The organism is Cronobacter sp. JZ38 (assembly GCF_008932145.1).
Classification (GTDB): domain Bacteria; phylum Pseudomonadota; class Gammaproteobacteria; order Enterobacterales; family Enterobacteriaceae; genus Cronobacter; species Cronobacter muytjensii.
Window position 1 is genome coordinate 2,123,323 of the sequence record NZ_CP017662.1, and the last position, 16,133, is coordinate 2,139,455.

The 16,133-nt window shown below is 54.1% G+C and carries 15 protein-coding genes; 10 read left to right on the forward strand and 5 right to left on the reverse strand.

The annotated features are described in order from the left end of the window. Positions 1 to 19 precede the first annotated feature (19 nt). The gene (adhE, locus tag BJP61_RS10055) at positions 20 to 2,701 is read right to left on the reverse strand and encodes a bifunctional acetaldehyde-CoA/alcohol dehydrogenase (RefSeq protein ID WP_171998232.1); all 2,682 of its coding nucleotides are present in this window, start codon (positions 2,699 to 2,701) and stop codon (positions 20 to 22) included. 472 nt (positions 2,702 to 3,173) lie between these two features. Here adhE and BJP61_RS10060 point away from each other — a divergent pair, with 472 nt between their 5' ends. The 7 genes from BJP61_RS10060 (at position 3,174) to BJP61_RS10090 (ending at position 11,075) form a co-directional block, all read left to right on the forward strand. Continuing rightward, positions 3,174 to 3,821, forward strand: a complete 648-nt coding sequence (locus BJP61_RS10060) for a YchE family NAAT transporter (protein ID WP_167341520.1) — start codon at positions 3,174 to 3,176, stop codon at positions 3,819 to 3,821. Between the two features lie 790 nt (positions 3,822 to 4,611). After that, positions 4,612 to 6,240: an oligopeptide ABC transporter substrate-binding protein OppA gene (oppA, locus tag BJP61_RS10065; RefSeq protein ID WP_161580219.1), complete on the forward strand. Its 1,629-nt coding sequence runs from the start codon at positions 4,612 to 4,614 to the stop codon at positions 6,238 to 6,240. 83 nt (positions 6,241 to 6,323) lie between these two features. Next, the gene (gene oppB / locus BJP61_RS10070; protein WP_038862574.1) at positions 6,324 to 7,244 is read left to right on the forward strand and encodes an oligopeptide ABC transporter permease OppB; all 921 of its coding nucleotides are present in this window, start codon (positions 6,324 to 6,326) and stop codon (positions 7,242 to 7,244) included. Positions 7,245 to 7,258: 14 nt separating this feature from the next. After that, positions 7,259 to 8,167, forward strand: coding sequence for an oligopeptide ABC transporter permease OppC (oppC, locus tag BJP61_RS10075; protein WP_171998233.1), 909 nt, complete (start codon positions 7,259 to 7,261; stop codon positions 8,165 to 8,167). Between the two features lie 11 nt (positions 8,168 to 8,178). After that, entirely contained in the window at positions 8,179 to 9,192 is a 1,014-nt protein-coding gene (locus BJP61_RS10080; RefSeq protein WP_038862577.1) for an ABC transporter ATP-binding protein, read from the forward strand. Further along, positions 9,189 to 10,193, forward strand: a complete 1,005-nt coding sequence (oppF, locus tag BJP61_RS10085; RefSeq protein WP_038862578.1) for a murein tripeptide/oligopeptide ABC transporter ATP binding protein OppF — start codon at positions 9,189 to 9,191, stop codon at positions 10,191 to 10,193. The genes BJP61_RS10080 and oppF overlap by 4 nt, the downstream gene beginning before the upstream one ends. 45 nt (positions 10,194 to 10,238) lie before the next feature. After that, a complete protein-coding gene (locus tag BJP61_RS10090) occupies positions 10,239 to 11,075 on the forward strand; it encodes an ion transporter (protein WP_038862580.1) in 837 nt (278 codons plus the stop codon). A gap of 26 nt (positions 11,076 to 11,101) precedes the next feature. Here the strand turns inward: BJP61_RS10090 and BJP61_RS10095 are convergent, their stop codons facing one another. After that, positions 11,102 to 11,431: an HI1450 family dsDNA-mimic protein gene (locus BJP61_RS10095; protein WP_108695667.1), complete on the reverse strand. Its 330-nt coding sequence runs from the start codon at positions 11,429 to 11,431 to the stop codon at positions 11,102 to 11,104. A gap of 34 nt (positions 11,432 to 11,465) precedes the next feature. Further along, positions 11,466 to 12,926, reverse strand: a complete 1,461-nt coding sequence (gene cls, locus BJP61_RS10100; RefSeq protein WP_038862581.1) for a cardiolipin synthase — start codon at positions 12,924 to 12,926, stop codon at positions 11,466 to 11,468. 144 nt (positions 12,927 to 13,070) lie between these two features. On the opposite strand from cls, the gene BJP61_RS10105 reads away from it, so the two are divergent. Both BJP61_RS10105 and BJP61_RS10110 read left to right on the forward strand, forming a co-directional pair. Then, complete coding sequence (locus BJP61_RS10105; protein ID WP_100207185.1) at positions 13,071 to 13,244, forward strand: YciY family protein; 174 nt, start codon at positions 13,071 to 13,073, stop codon at positions 13,242 to 13,244. 495 nt (positions 13,245 to 13,739) lie between these two features. Further along, a complete protein-coding gene (locus BJP61_RS10110; RefSeq protein ID WP_038862582.1) occupies positions 13,740 to 14,009 on the forward strand; it encodes a hypothetical protein in 270 nt (89 codons plus the stop codon). Between the two features lie 84 nt (positions 14,010 to 14,093). On the opposite strand, the gene BJP61_RS10115 is transcribed toward BJP61_RS10110, so the two are convergent. Then, positions 14,094 to 14,390 carry a YciI family protein gene (locus BJP61_RS10115; RefSeq protein WP_171998234.1) on the reverse strand — a complete coding sequence of 99 codons (297 nt, stop codon included), beginning with the start codon at positions 14,388 to 14,390 and terminating at the stop codon, positions 14,094 to 14,096. Positions 14,391 to 14,603: 213 nt separating this feature from the next. Here BJP61_RS10115 and tonB point away from each other — a divergent pair, with 213 nt between their 5' ends. Then, positions 14,604 to 15,347, forward strand: a complete 744-nt coding sequence (gene tonB, locus BJP61_RS10120) for a TonB system transport protein TonB (RefSeq protein ID WP_201764740.1) — start codon at positions 14,604 to 14,606, stop codon at positions 15,345 to 15,347. 220 nt (positions 15,348 to 15,567) lie between these two features. Here the strand turns inward: tonB and yciA are convergent, their stop codons facing one another. Continuing rightward, complete coding sequence (yciA, locus tag BJP61_RS10125) at positions 15,568 to 15,969, reverse strand: acyl-CoA thioester hydrolase YciA (RefSeq protein ID WP_075193066.1); 402 nt, start codon at positions 15,967 to 15,969, stop codon at positions 15,568 to 15,570. Positions 15,970 to 16,133: the final 164 nt, after the last annotated feature.

The window sequence follows — 16,133 nt, forward strand, 5'->3', positions numbered from 1 at the left end:
TTTTTGCGTTTAAACACGCTTAAACGGTTTTCTTCGCTTTTTTGTCAGCTTTCAGGATAACCGGAGCGGTTTCCGTCTGGGTTGCTTCTGCGCCTTCTTTAAATTCACGGCCATAGAAGCTATCCAACAGGATCTGTTTCAGCTCAGAAATCAGCGGGTAGCGCGGGTTGGCGCCAGTACACTGGTCATCGAAAGCATCTTCAGAGAGTTTATCCACATGCGCCAGGAAGTCTGCTTCCTGAACGCCAGCCTCACGGATGGATTTCGGAATACCCAGCTCCGCTTTGATGCTTTCCAGCCACGCCAGCAGTTTCTCGATTTTCGCTGCGGTACGGTCGCCCGGCGCAGAGAGACCCAGATGGTCAGCCACTTCAGCGTAGCGACGACGCGCCTGCGGACGGTCATACTGGCTGAATGCGGTCTGCTTGGTCGGGTTATCATTCGCGTTATAGCGAATAACGTTGGAGATCAGCAGGGCGTTCGCCAGACCGTGCGGAATGTGGAACTGAGAGCCCAGTTTATGCGCCATAGAGTGGCACACGCCCAAGAAGGCGTTCGCAAACGCGATACCGGCGATGGTGGCTGCACTGTGCACACGCTCACGCGCTACCGGGTTTTTCGACCCTTCATGATAGGACGCCGGCAGGTTCTCTTTCAGCAGTTTGAGCGCCTGGAGCGCCTGGCCGTCAGAGAATTCAGAAGCCAGAACAGAAACATAAGCTTCCAGCGCGTGGGTGACCGCATCCAGACCGCCAAAGGCGCAGAGGGATTTCGGCATATCCATGACCAGGTTGGCGTCGACAATCGCCATATCCGGGGTCAGCGCGTAGTCCGCCAGCGGATATTTCTGACCGGTTTCGTCGTCGGTGACCACTGCGAACGGCGTAACTTCTGAACCGGTACCTGACGTTGTGGTGACAGCGATCATTTTCGCTTTCACGCCCATTTTCGGGAACTTGTAGATACGTTTACGGATATCCATAAAGCGCAGCGCCAGTTCTTCGAAGTGGGTCTCCGGATGTTCGTACATCACCCACATGATTTTCGCGGCATCCATCGGGGAGCCGCCGCCCAGGGCGATGATGACATCCGGTTTAAAGGAATTCATCAGTTCAGCGCCTTTGCGCACAACGCTCAGAGTCGGGTCAGCTTCTACTTCAAAGAACACTTCGGTTTCAACGCCAGCCGCTTTCAGCACGGAGGTGATTTGATCGGCATAACCGTTGTTGAACAGGAAGCGGTCAGTCACGATCATGGCGCGTTTATGACCATCAGTAATCACTTCATCCAGCGCAATCGGCAGTGAGCCGCGACGGAAGTAGATAGATTTCGGAAGTTTGTGCCACAACATGTTTTCAGCTCGCTTAGCAACGGTTTTTTTGTTGATCAGGTGTTTCGGACCAACGTTTTCAGAGATGGAGTTACCACCCCATGAACCACAACCCAGAGTCAGGGAAGGCGCGAGCTTGAAGTTATACAGGTCACCGATACCACCCTGAGACGCAGGGGTGTTAATCAGGATACGTGCCGTTTTCATCATCTGACCGAAGTGCGCGACACGTTCAGGCTGGTTGTCCTGGTCGGTGTACAGACAAGAGGTGTGGCCGATACCGCCCATCGCGACCAGTTTCTCTGCTTTTTCTACCGCGTCTTCGAAATCTTTTGCGCGGTACATCGCAAGCGTCGGAGAAAGTTTTTCGTGAGCGAACGGCTCGCTTTCGTCAACAACGGTCACTTCACCAATCAAAATTTTGGTCGTAGCCGGCACGGTAATGCCTGCCATTTCGGCAATTTTCACAGCAGGCTGACCTACGATTGCCGCGTTAAGACCGCCATTTTTCAGGATGATGTTCTGCACCGCTTTGAGTTCAGCGCCCTGCAGAAGGTAGCCGCCATGCGTCGCGAAACGTTCGCGAACGGCGTCGTACACAGAGTCAACTACCACGACAGACTGTTCAGATGCACAGATAACGCCGTTGTCGAAGGTTTTGGACATCAGTACAGAAGCAACCGCACGTTTAATATCCGCGGTTTCGTCGATAACCACCGGCGTGTTACCGGCACCTACACCGATAGCAGGCTTACCGGAGCTGTATGCGGCTTTGACCATGCCCGGCCCACCGGTCGCGAGGATAAGGTTGATATCCGGATGGTGCATCAGCGCGTTAGAGAGTTCGACGGAAGGTTCGTCGATCCAGCCGATGAGATCTTTTGGCGCACCCGCAGCAATCGCAGCCTGCAGGACAATATCGGCCGCTTTATTAGTGGCATTTTTAGCGCGCGGATGTGGAGAGAAGATGATGGCGTTACGCGTCTTCAGGCTGATCAGAGATTTGAAGATAGCGGTAGACGTCGGGTTAGTCGTTGGGACGATACCACAGATGATGCCGATAGGTTCGGCGATGGTGATAGTCCCGAAGGTGTCATCTTCAGACAGTACACCGCAGGTTTTCTCGTCTTTATAGGCGTTGTAGATATACTCGGAAGCAAAGTGGTTTTTGATCACTTTATCTTCGACAATACCCATTCCGGATTCGGCAACGGCCATTTTAGCGAGGGGAATTCGAGCATCTGCAGCGGCCAGAGCGGCGGCGCGGAAGATTTTGTCAACCTGTTCTTGGGTGAAGTTGGCATATTCACGCTGGGCTTTTTTGACGCGCTCGACGAGGGCGTTCAGTTCAGCGACATTAGTAACAGCCATAATGCTCTCCTGATAATGTTAAACTCTTTTAGTAAATCATCTGCTCGAAACGACAGTATAGTCAGCCCCAAACAGCGTGCGTTACAGACAGGTTTACCAGCAATACGACCAGTAACCTTCGCTGATTTACTAAAAGAGCCTTGCCTGAAAACATTTATCTGGAAAATGTTTTACTCCCTGGCGGCATCATCAAGATACTCACTTCTGAGTAGCAAAAGCGTGATCTAAATCAATTTAACCCCATGCTGACTCCTTTCAGCAGCCCTTTAAAGGGTATTTCAGCGATGGTTAATATATTTGCTACAGCTTCGGAAATTTAAATTACCATAAATCTAACAAAAGAATAACACAGGTCGACGCGGTCAATTGAGCGCGAGATCCAGAATGCATTAAGGCGCAATGGCATAGCGTAAGCAGGGGTTTTGGATTACATTACGCGACGCCGTTGCCCTACCAATCTGCGGAGCTTCCCTTGAATTCAATGTTGTTTGATTTGCCGACGTTTTTTAAATTTTTTATTGGCCTTTTCGCGCTGGTAAACCCGGTGGGCATCATTCCCGTTTTTATTAGCATGACCAGCTACCAGACTGCGGCCGCGCGCAATAAAACCAACCTGACGGCCAACCTGTCTGTTGCCATTATTCTCTGGACCTCACTTTTCCTGGGTGACGCCATCCTCCAGGTTTTCGGCATTTCTATCGACTCGTTTCGCATCGCGGGCGGCATTCTGGTGGTGACTATCGCCATGTCGATGATCAGCGGGAAGCTGGGCGAAGATAAACAAAACAAACAGGAGAAGTCGGAAACGGCGATTCGCGAGAGCATCGGTGTGGTGCCGCTGGCGCTGCCGTTAATGGCGGGGCCAGGCGCTATCAGTTCAACCATCGTCTGGGGGACGCGCTACCACAGCTGGCAATATATGCTGGGCTTCACGCTCGCCATCGCGCTGTTCGCCGCCTGCTGTTGGGGCGTCTTTCGCCTGGCGCCCTGGCTGGTGCGTCTGCTTGGTCAGACGGGCATCAACGTCATTACCCGTATCATGGGCCTGCTACTCATGGCGCTGGGTATTGAGTTTATTGTGACAGGGATAAAAGCGTTGTTTCCAGGGCTGGTAAGTTAGTCATTTCCTTTCATCGAAAAAGCGGAGCGAAAGCTTCGCTTTTTTCTTTTAATATTAGCATTTCCTATCACGCGCCTCGCTTCGCTTTTTATCTCATAACTTTATCTGATATCTGCTAAAGCATTATTAAAACAAGGAATTACACGGGCCGTTACATCCCTGCCGTTCATAAATAAAGCAATCAGTCTGTTATTTTTGTCACATGATACTTTGAGTATTGATGCGGGTTTAACGAAATGTTATTAGTAATTTCAACGCCACCGCAGATAAATGTGCTAATTTTTGTCCAGTTGTTAACTTTATGTTGCGATCCGGGGTGCGCAGTGTCACACCGTCTGGAGAACGCTGCCTTATGGTTTAAGTGATTATTTTATAAAGAAAAAGCCTCAAAAGCTTTCTTTTTACAACCTCAGGCGCAAGGCCTGCTGGCGCGACAAAAGAGAAGCGGTTAACAAATTTGTAAATTGTATTGGCGCACAATTCACGCATTTGATACTTTCCGGCAAAACATTTGCCTGCGAATTATCAGCAGATGAGAATGATTTTCGTATGAAAGCGCTTTCCTTCAACAGGACGCGCGAAAAGAGACTGCCCTTAAACAGGGAAGGGCAGAAAAAGAATCGACGCCAGGCTGCCAGAGAGCGGCCGTGATAAATAAAGTCGGTGATAGCAAGTAGTAAAAAGAAAAACCACCTGGCAGACGCGAAAGCTCCTGCGCTGCACAGGTCCCCATAAAGGGGAGAACGGGCTGACTTTGGTCAGTAATAATAATGAGTGGAGTACCAACACAATGTCCATCATCACAAAAAAAAGTCTGGTAGCGGCGGGTATCCTTTCTGCGCTAATCGCGGGTAACGCAATGGCTGCGAATGTTCCTGCGGGTGTGCAGCTGGCGGAAAAACAGACGCTGGTGCGCAATAATGGTTCGGAAGTCCAGTCTCTCGACCCGCACAAAATTGAAGGCGTGCCTGAGTCGAACATCAACCGCGATCTGTTTGAAGGTCTGCTGGTGACCGACGTGGAAGGCCACCCGAGCGCGGGCGTTGCCGAAAAGTGGGATAACAAAGATTTCAAAGTCTGGACTTTCCATCTGCGTAAAGACGCGAAATGGTCCAATGGTGAGCCGGTCACAGCACAGGATTTCGTTTACAGCTGGCAGCGTCTGGCTGATCCGAAAACCGCCTCTCCGTATGAAAGCTATCTGCAGTATGGCCATATCACCAATATCGACGACATCATCGCCGGTAAAAAACCGGCCACCGATCTCGGCGTAAAAGCGATTGACGACCACACGCTGGAAGTGACTCTGAGCGAGCCGGTGCCCTATTTCTATAAGCTGCTGGTGCACTCCTCTATGTCTCCGGTGCCGAAAGCCACCGTTGAGAAATTTGGTGAGAAATGGACCCAGCCGGCAAACATCGTTTCTAACGGCGCATACAAACTGAAATCCTGGGTGGTGAACGAGCGCATCGTGCTTGAGCGCAATACCAACTACTGGGATAACGCGAAGACTGTTATTAACGAAGTCACCTATCTGCCTATCTCTTCTGAAGTGACGGACGTTAACCGTTACCGCAGCGGCGAAATCGACATGACCTATAACAACATGCCGATTGAGCTGTTCCAGAAGCTGAAAAAAGAGATCCCAAAAGAAGTGCACGTCGATCCGTACCTGTGCACTTATTATTACGAAATCAACAACCAGAAAGCGCCGTTTAACGATCCGCGCGTACGTACCGCGCTGAAACTGGGTCTGGATCGCGACATCATCGTCCACAAAGTGAAAAACCAGGGCGACCTGCCGGCGTATGGTTATACCCCGCCGTACACCGATGGCGCGAAATTCACCGAGCCGGCCTGGTTCAAAATGACTCAGGAGCAGCGTAACGCTGAGGCGAAAAAACTGCTGGCGGAAGCAGGCTACACGGCTGATAAACCGCTGACATTCGATCTGCTGTACAACACCTCCGACCTGCATAAAAAACTGGCGATCGCCGCCGCGTCTATCTGGAAGAAAAACCTGGGCGTGAACGTGAAGCTGGAAAACCAGGAGTGGAAAACTTTCCTGGATACCCGTCATCAGGGCAACTTCGACGTGGCGCGTGCGGGCTGGTGTGCAGATTACAACGAACCGACCTCCTTCCTGAACACCATGCTGTCCAACAGCTCGAACAACACCTCGCACTATAAGAGCGAAGCGTTCGATAAAGTGATGCAGGAAACGCTGCAGGTCTCCGACGAAGCGCAGCGTAGCGAGCTCTACAACAAAGCGGAGCAGCAGCTGGATAAAGATTCAGTCATCGTGCCGGTGTATTACTACGTGAACGCCCGTCTGGTGAAACCGTGGGTGGGTGGTTACACCGGGAAAGACCCGCTGGATAATATCTACGTTAAAAACCTGTATATTATCAAACATTAATGGCAATGCGTGGGGCAGGGCTTTCTGCCCCACTGTGTCTTATTTTTCCGTGAGTCAAAGGCACACGCCAGAAGGTACGGGCAATGTTGAAATTTATTTTACGTCGCTGTCTGGAAGCGATTCCGACGCTGTTTATTCTAATTACTATCTCCTTCTTTATGATGCGTCTCGCGCCGGGCAGTCCTTTTACCGGCGAACGTAATCTTCCGCCGGAAGTCATGGCGAATATCGAGGCGAAATATCATCTTAACGACCCCATCATGACCCAGTACTTCAATTATCTGAAGCAGCTGGCGAAAGGTGATTTCGGTCCGTCCTTTAAATATAAGGACTATTCGGTTAACGATCTGGTGGCCTCCAGTTTCCCGGTTTCCGCTAAATTAGGCGCCGCAGCGTTTTTACTTGCGGTGGTGCTGGGCGTCGCGGCAGGTGTGATGGCCGCGCTCAAGCAAAACACCAAATGGGATTTCGCCGTCATGGGGGTGGCGATGACCGGCGTGGTCATTCCGAGCTTTGTGGTGGCGCCGTTGCTGGTGATGATCTTTGCAATAACCCTGCACTGGCTGCCTGGCGGCGGCTGGAACGGCGGGGCGCTGAAATTCATGATCCTGCCGATGGTCGCGCTCTCTCTGGCTTATATCGCCAGCATCGCGCGTATCACTCGCGGCTCGATGATTGAAGTGCTGCATTCCAACTTTATCCGTACCGCTCGCGCCAAAGGGCTGCCGATGCGTCGCATTATCTTGCGCCACGCGCTGAAACCCGCGCTGCTGCCGGTGCTCTCCTACATGGGACCGGCGTTTGTCGGGATCATCACCGGTTCAATGGTTATTGAAACCATTTATGGCCTGCCGGGTATCGGCCAGCTGTTCGTGAACGGCGCGCTCAACCGCGATTACTCGCTGGTACTGAGCCTGACGATTCTGGTCGGCGCGCTGACCATTCTGTTTAACGCGATCGTCGATGTGCTGTATGCCGTTATCGATCCGAAAATTCGTTACTGACACTGGAGTACGCCATGATGTTGAGTAAGAAAAACAGCGAGGCGCTGGAAAACTTCAGTGAAAAACTGGAAGTAGAAGGGCGTAGCCTGTGGCAGGATGCCCGCCGTCGCTTTATGCATAACCGCGCGGCGGTGGCGAGCCTGATTGTGCTGGCCATTATCGCGCTCTTTGTAACCCTGGCGCCGATGCTGTCGCAGTTCAACTATTTCGATACCGACTGGGGCATGATGTCGAGCGCGCCAGATACCGAATCCGGTCACTGGTTCGGCACCGACTCCTCCGGGCGCGACCTGCTGGTGCGCGTCGCTATCGGCGGGCGCATTTCGCTGATGGTTGGCGTCGCGGCGGCGCTGGTGGCGGTGATCGTCGGCACGCTCTACGGTTCGCTTTCCGGCTATCTCGGCGGCAAAGTGGATTCGGTGATGATGCGTCTGCTGGAGATCCTCAACTCCTTCCCGTTCATGTTCTTCGTCATTCTGCTGGTGACCTTTTTCGGTCAGAACATCCTGCTGATTTTTGTTGCTATCGGGATGGTCTCCTGGCTCGACATGGCGCGTATCGTGCGCGGCCAGACGCTGAGCCTGAAACGTAAAGAGTTCATCGAAGCAGCCCAGGTCGGCGGCGTGTCGACGGCCAATATCGTCGTGCGTCATATTGTGCCGAACGTGCTGGGCGTCGTGGTGGTTTACGCCTCGCTGCTGGTGCCGAGCATGATCCTCTTTGAATCCTTTTTAAGCTTCCTCGGCCTCGGTACGCAGGAGCCGCTCAGCTCCTGGGGCGCGTTGCTGAGTGATGGCGCCAACTCGATGGAAGTGTCGCCCTGGCTGCTGCTCTTCCCGGCGGGTTTCCTGGTGGTCACCCTGTTTTGTTTTAACTTTATCGGCGATGGTCTGCGTGATGCCCTCGACCCGAAAGATCGTTAAGGAGTGCCGCCATGAGCACCATTGAACTCTCTGCGCCGCAGACTGCCGCCGCGTCACAAGCGACGCTGCTGGATGTTAAAGATCTGCGCGTCACCTTCGGGACGCCTGACGGCGACGTGACTGCGGTCAACGACCTGAACTTCAGCCTGCGCGCCGGTGAAACGCTCGGTATCGTCGGCGAATCCGGCTCCGGCAAATCCCAGACCGCGTTCGCGCTGATGGGCCTGCTCGCCGCCAACGGCCGCATCGGCGGCTCGGCAAAATTCAACGGCCGTGAAATCCTCAACCTGCCGGAGCGCGAGCTTAACCGCCTGCGCGCCGAGCAGATTTCGATGATTTTCCAGGATCCGATGACGTCGCTGAACCCGTATATGCGTGTCGGCGAACAGCTAATGGAAGTGCTGATGCTGCATAAAGGCATGGGCAAAGGCGAAGCGTTTGAAGAGTCGGTCCGCATGCTGGATGCAGTGAAAATGCCGGAAGCACGCAAGCGCATGCGTATGTATCCGCACGAGTTTTCGGGCGGTATGCGTCAGCGCGTGATGATTGCGATGGCGCTGCTGTGCCGTCCCAAACTTCTGATTGCCGACGAACCGACGACCGCGCTCGACGTCACCGTCCAGGCGCAGATCATGACGCTCCTGAACGAGCTGAAGCGTGAATTCAACACCGCCATCATTATGATCACCCACGACCTCGGGGTGGTGGCGGGCATCTGCGACAAAGTACTGGTGATGTACGCGGGCCGCACCATGGAATATGGCAAAGCGCGCGATGTCTTTTACGATCCGGCGCACCCGTATTCCATCGGTCTGCTGAACGCCGTACCGCGTCTCGACGCGGAAGGGGAATCGCTGCTCACTATTCCAGGCAACCCGCCGAACCTGCTGCGCCTGCCGAAAGGCTGTCCGTTCCAGCCACGCTGCCCGCATGCGATGGAGATCTGCAGCACCGCGCCGCCGCTTGAGGAGTTCGCTCCAGGCCGCCTGCGCGCCTGCTTTAAACCGGTGGAGGAGCTGAAATGAGCACCGTAGCTGAAGAGAGAAAAGTCCTGCTCGAAGTGGCCGACCTGAAGGTGCATTTTGACATCAAAGACGGCAAACAGTGGTTCTGGCAGCCGTCCAAAACATTAAAAGCGGTCGATGGCGTAACGCTGCGCCTGTACGAAGGCGAAACGCTGGGCGTGGTGGGTGAGTCCGGCTGCGGCAAATCTACCTTCGCGCGCGCCATTATTGGCCTGGTAAAAGCCACCAGCGGCCGCGTCGCGTGGCTTGGCAAAGATCTGATGGGTATGAAGCCGGAAGAGTGGCGCGATGTGCGCAGCGATATCCAGATGATTTTCCAGGATCCGCTGGCCTCGCTGAACCCCCGTATGACCATCGGCGATATCATCGCCGAGCCGCTGCGTACCTATCATCCGAAAATGTCGCGTCAGGAAGTGCGTGACCGCGTCAAAGCGATGATGATGAAAGTGGGCCTGCTGCCAAACCTGGTTAACCGCTATCCGCATGAGTTTTCCGGCGGCCAGTGCCAGCGTATCGGTATCGCCCGTGCGCTGATCCTGGAGCCGAAGCTCATCATCTGCGATGAACCGGTCTCCGCGCTTGATGTGTCGATTCAGGCGCAGGTTGTGAACCTGTTGCAGAAATTGCAGCGCGAAATGGGCCTGTCGCTGATTTTTATCGCCCACGATCTGGCGGTGGTGAAGCACATTTCCGATCGCGTGCTGGTGATGTATCTCGGTCACGCGGTCGAGCTTGGCACCTATGATGAGGTTTATCATCATCCGCTACACCCTTACACCCGCGCGCTGATGTCGGCGGTGCCGATCCCGGACCCGGATCTGGAAAAGAATAAGACCATTCAACTGCTGGAAGGCGAGCTGCCATCGCCCATTAATCCGCCGTCTGGCTGCGTGTTCCGCACCCGTTGCCCAATGGCCGGCCCGGAATGCGCCCAGACGCGACCGGTGCTGGAGGGCAGTTTCCGCCATGCGGTTTCCTGCCTGAAGGTGGACCCGTTATAATCGCAAGGGCTGGCAGGTGCCAGCCCTTTTTTCTGCGAGGACAACGTGTCAGGGATAACAGAGTTTCGTCAACGCGCATACCATCTCCTCTTCGATCAACGCCAGCGCAGCGGCCGACGCTTTGAAGCGCTCTGTGGCCTGTTCGCGCTGTTCAGCGTCATCGTCGTTTTTATCGAGTCAGGCATCGGCACCCAGTACCATCTCACCTATGACGAATGGCACCTCTTCGTCTCGCTGGAGGTGGGCATCACATGCGTTTTTACGCTGGAATATCTGCTGCGCCTTGCCGTCTGGCCCAATCCGGCGCGCTACGCACTGAGCTTCTGGGGCATTATCGACCTGGCGACGGTGCTGCCGCTCTATGTGCTGTGGCTCTGGCCGGAGCTTGGCATGAACTATCTCTTCATCTGGCGGGCACTACGCGCCGTACGCGTGCTGCGTATTCTCAAGCTGCTGCGCATGATGTCATCCGCAAGCATACTCTGGCAGGCCATAGTCAACGCCCGTCACCAGCTTATCGTGTTCTATGCGTTTATCTCCATTGTGATGGTCATCGCAGGCTCTCTGATGTACGGCATTGAAGGTGCCGCCAGCGGTTTTACGACGCTCGGCACGTCGGTCTACTGGGCCGTGGTGACGGTAACGACGGTTGGCTACGGCGATATCACGCCGCATACCGCAGGAGGGCGAGCCGTGGCGTCGCTGTTAATTCTTATCGGCTATTCGGTAATTGCGATTCCGACGGGGATTATTACCGCGCAGATGACCAGCGCGCTGGCGGAGCGAAAAGCGGCGCGGCGCTGTCCGGCATGCGGAGCGTCACATGACGCGCAGGCGAACTATTGTCAGGCGTGTGGGACGAAAATGGCAGGGGAGAAATAGCGCGGCGGATGCCGCGCCGCTGGCAATTATTCACGCCACAGGATGTGGCACAGCTTGTGATCTTTTTCGCGGCACAGCAGTACGCGGGCGAAAACGTCGGTAATTTCTTCGCCGTCCTGTTCGGCAAGGCCGATGACGACTTCGGAGAAAAAATCCGGGTTCAGATCGTAATCGACATGCTGAAGCCACTCTTCAGACGGGTCGAACAGCTCCGCGCCGCCGCGCTCTTCAAACTGTAAATTAAACAGAATGATATCTGCCGGATCGAGATTATCCGGCGCCAGCTCCAGAAAAATGTCATAGGCCTGGTCGAGCGTTTCGTCTTCCGTCAGGCGGTTATTCAGATCCATTTCCATCGTGACTACCCCAGTAAATGATGTTGGGCACGTTTTACAGCAACGGGCTGAAGAAGTAAAACAGTCGCTCTACCACGCGTTGCCAGAACGGACGTTTCACCCACAGGCGCGCATCCAGCAGGCGCGAGCGGGAGATATAATCATCCTGTACCTCGGCCAGATCGGCGCCGAATCCCGCGTCATCGATAACCAGCGTAATTTCAAAGTTAAGCCAGAGGCTGCGCATATCCAGGTTAACAGTGCCGACCAGGCTCAGCTCGCCGTCAACCAGTACGCTTTTAGTGTGCAGCAGGCCGCCCTCGAACTGATAAATCTTCACACCCGCCGCCAGCAGCTCGCTGAAGAACGCGCGTGAGGCCCACCCCACCAGCAGTGAGTCGTTTTTACGCGGCAGAATAATGCTTACATCTACACCGCGCTGCGCCGCCGTACAAATGGCATGTAGCAGATCGTCGCTCGGTACGAAGTAGGGCGTAGTCATAATCAGATATTCACGCGCTGCATAGACTGATGTTAACAGCGCCTGGTGAATGAGATCTTCCGGAAATCCGGGGCCGGAGGCGATGGTATGAATAGTGTGTCCGCTCGCCTGTTCAAACGGCATGATATTGGCATCCGGCGCGGGGGGCAGCAGCCGTTTGCCGGTTTCAATTTCCCAGTCGCAGGAGTAAACGATACCCATCGCGGTGGCGACCGGGCCTTCCATGCGCGCCATCAGATCCACCCACTGGCCGACGCCCGCATCCTGTTTGAAATAGCGCGGGTCGACCATGTTCATACTGCCGGTATAGGCAATATAGTTGTCGATCATGATCATTTTGCGATGCTGACGCAGGTCCATGCGGCGCAGGAATACACGCATCAGGTTGACCTTCAGCGCTTCCACCACTTCGATACCCGCATTGCGCATCATACCCGCCCAGGGGCTGCGGAAAAACGCGACGCTGCCTGCGGAGTCGAGCATCAGTCGACAGTGCACCCCGCGGCGGGCCGCCGCCATCAGCGATTCCGCCACCTGATCCGCCATGCCGCCAGGCTGCCAGATATAAAAGACCATCTCGATATTGTGCCGGGCGAGCTGAATATCGCGGATCAGCGCCTGCATCACGTCATCGGAGGTGGTCAGCAATTGTAACTGATTACCTTTGACACCCGCGATACCCTGGCGGCGCTCGCATAGCTGAAAAAGGGCGCTCGCCACGGCGCTGTTTTCCTCGGCGAAGATATGCTTACAGGCTTTTAAATCGTTGAGCCATTTCGCCGTGGAGGGCCACATGGCGCGCGCGCGCTCGGCACGGCGTTTGCCAAGATGCAGTTCGCCGACAGACAGATACGCGACTATTCCAACCAGCGGGAGAATATAAATGACCAGCAGCCAGGCCATAGCGGAGGGAACGGCGCGGCGTTTCATCAGAATGCGCAACGTCACGCCTGCGATAAGCAACCAGTATCCCAGAATGACCAGCCAACTCACGACCGTGTAGAAGGTTGTCATAGATTAAAAATCCTTTAAAAAGCGTATCGTTAAGAGTTTACGCATAACGCCGTCGCACACCAATAAGAACCTGCCAGAAAAGCGCTGGCCTGCGGGCGGGAAGGGGCTATAATGACGGTTCTGTTTCAGTCAAGAGTATCAGAAATGAGGCGTAGTAGAACGGAAGTTGGGCGCTGGCGCATGCAGCGACAGTCTCAACGGCGTAAAGCTCGCTGGCTGGAAGCACAATCCCGACGCAATATGCGAATTCACGCTATCAGAAAATGTCTTGTGAATCGCCAGCGCAATTCGTTGCTGTTTGCCATCCACGATCGCTAAACGTAGTGAAAGGGCACCGCCTGCGGTGCCCCCGAATACCTCTCTGACACACTCCCTTTCGCCATTTACCGCCGCGCTAATTCCGCTGTTATATCCTTTTCCTCACCCGTATGATTTCGTCTAATTTGAGATAAATTCCGGCAAGTGACTTCCCGCGCCGCGCTAATGAGTTTAAATAAAATTAGGAATATTCTGGTATAAAAAATCGACAACGAAAGCCGTTCATTTTTAAATATTTCATAAGTGAGATTATGCTGAATGAGTTGTTTATAATCCTTAAAAATCAACGCATTAAAATTGTTTCCATAACTTAACGTAAATTCACACTTTGAAATATATGCTGTATTCCCGCCGGTGATAATTGCTCTAATGTAAAATGAAGCATTTTTAATGTTATTTCCGGCGATTGTTTCTGGTCCGGCCAGGTTAGATTAATGTCATCGAGAACTTGTATTCCTGCAACTGCAACTTTCATCCGTAACTGATGGAGCGTTTATGACCAAGCAAGAGGAATTTCTGACAGAAATCCATAAATTTTTGTTACGCAAAGGAGCCTGCGGCGCACGTCCCAGAACTTTCGAAGACAGAAATTTAACCAGCGGTATTTTCGGCTTTGCCAAAGAGGCCGTGACCGCCAGCCAGCGCTTGCCGGAGAGCGTCTCCGCCTGCGAAGCGGCCCGTCAGTTTGTGACGTCACATAAGTGTCATGCCGCAAGAAATAACGCTTCCGTGACGATGCTGCGCCTGGTGCCGGGCGGCAAATAACACTCGTTAAGTAACATGACCGTGCAAAAAAAGGGCATAACGTCAGTTAATGCCCTTAAGGTTCACGCAGCCTGATGGCGGCGGTCAGAATACTTTCTTATACAGCTTCACCGCCACGGTCTTATAGACGCCCGCCGCGATATACGGGTCGGCTTCAGCCCAGGCCTGAGCGGCATCCAGCGAGGCGAATTCGGCAATCACCGTTGAGCCGGTAAAACCCGCCGCACCCGGATCGTTGCTGTCTACCGCAGGCATTGGCCCTGCAGTCAGCAGACGGCCCTCATCATGCAACAGCTGCAAACGAGCCAGATGCGCAGGGCGCACCGACTGACGCTTTTCCAGAGAATCAGCCACATCTTCCGCATAAATTACATAAAGCACGTCGCACTCCTTTTATGAAACGGCAAGGTGAATAACGGTAGGTGAAAGCCGCAGAGTGTGCAACGTAAACATAAAAGGCCTGTTAAATCCTTAACATTTAAGCGGTAAATTTCGCCACTTCGCTGAACAAATCAGGCCGAATCAGGCTGAGTTGTTGAATATGATTGCTATTTGCATTTAAAATTAAGCCCTCATTCATTCAGTGAAACGACTATGACTTCAATGACCCTCGATATGCCTCGCCGTTTTCCGTGGCCGACACTGCTTTCCGTCGCGATCCATGGCGCCATTGTGGCGGCGGCTGTGCTTTATACTTCGGTAAATCAGGTTGTTGAAATGCCGGCGCCTTCTCAGCCGATTTCGGTGACGATGGTCGCGCCTGAAGCGCTTGAACCGCCGCAGCCGGAAGTGGTGCAGCCGCCGCCAGAGCCTGTCGCCGAGCCTGAACCGGAACCCGAGCCGGTGCCGGAGCCGCCAAAAGAGGCGCCGGTGGTTATTGAAAAACCGAAGCCAAAACCTAAGCCGAAACCAAAGCCCAAACCGGTGAAAAAGGTAGAGGAGCGGCCGAAGCGGGAAGTTAAACCAGCTGAGCCGCGTCCGGCGTCACCGTTTGAAAACAACACTCCGACGCGCGCCACCACGACCGCGTCGCGTCCGGCGCCCGCAGCGCCAGCGAATGTTGCGCCGGCAGGCCCACGCGCGCTAAGCCGCAATCAGCCGCAATACCCTGCGCGCGCTTATGCGCTGCGTATGGAAGGTCAGGTGCGGGTAAAATTTGACGTCGCGGCGGACGGCAGCGTGGAAAACGTGCAGATCCTCTCCGCCAAACCCGCCAATATGTTCGAGCGTGAGGTGAAACAGGCGATGCGTAAATGGCGTTATGAAGCCGGAAAACCGGGCACCGGCCTGATTGTGAATATTGTGTTCCGCATCAACGGCGGAGCCACCATGCAATAACGTCCCGCCAGTCAGAAAAGCCAGAGCATCGTCTCTGGCTTTTTTTATACCCATCTGAACACCACCTCCTGTGGAGGTAGTCAGCGACAGGTTTTGGCTTTGCCTTATTGTCTTTGGATTTAAATCTTTCAGAACAGGCCGGAATTTTTTATTAGGGCTTTTAGTATGCCCCACAGAGACGATATCAATGCCCCTTCCAGGTAGGGGGATTTTTATGGCGTTACGCCACGGGCGGCAGCGGGCGCGGTTTGCCGTCGTCATCTACCGCGACATAAATAAACAGCGCTTCGGTGGCGCGGTAGCGCTGGCCGAGCGGTTCGGAAGAGACTTTCTTTACCCAGACTTCAATATTGATTGTCACCGAGGTGTTGCCACGCTTCACGCAGCGCGCATAACAGCAGACCACATCGCCGACCGCCACCGGGCGCAGGAACGTCATGCCGTCCACGCGCACCGTTACCACACGTCCATGCGCAATCTCTTTGGCAAGGATTGCGCCGCCAATATCCATCTGCGCCATCAACCAGCCGCCAAAGATATCGCCGTTGGCGTTGGTATCAGCGGGCATGGCCAGGGTACGTAAAACCAGTTCACCTTGTGGGGTGGCTTGCTCTGTCGTCATGGGGCTTCTCAGTTGTTGTTTTCAGGTTATCGGTCCGCACGCGGGCAAAGCCGAAGGGCGCGGAGCGAACGTATCATACCACTGGCAGCGACAAGGTGAAGGCGGGAAAAGCAGGCAGGAACAGGTGCTATCTTGTGACAGCGAAAAGGGGAGGCGTGCCTCCC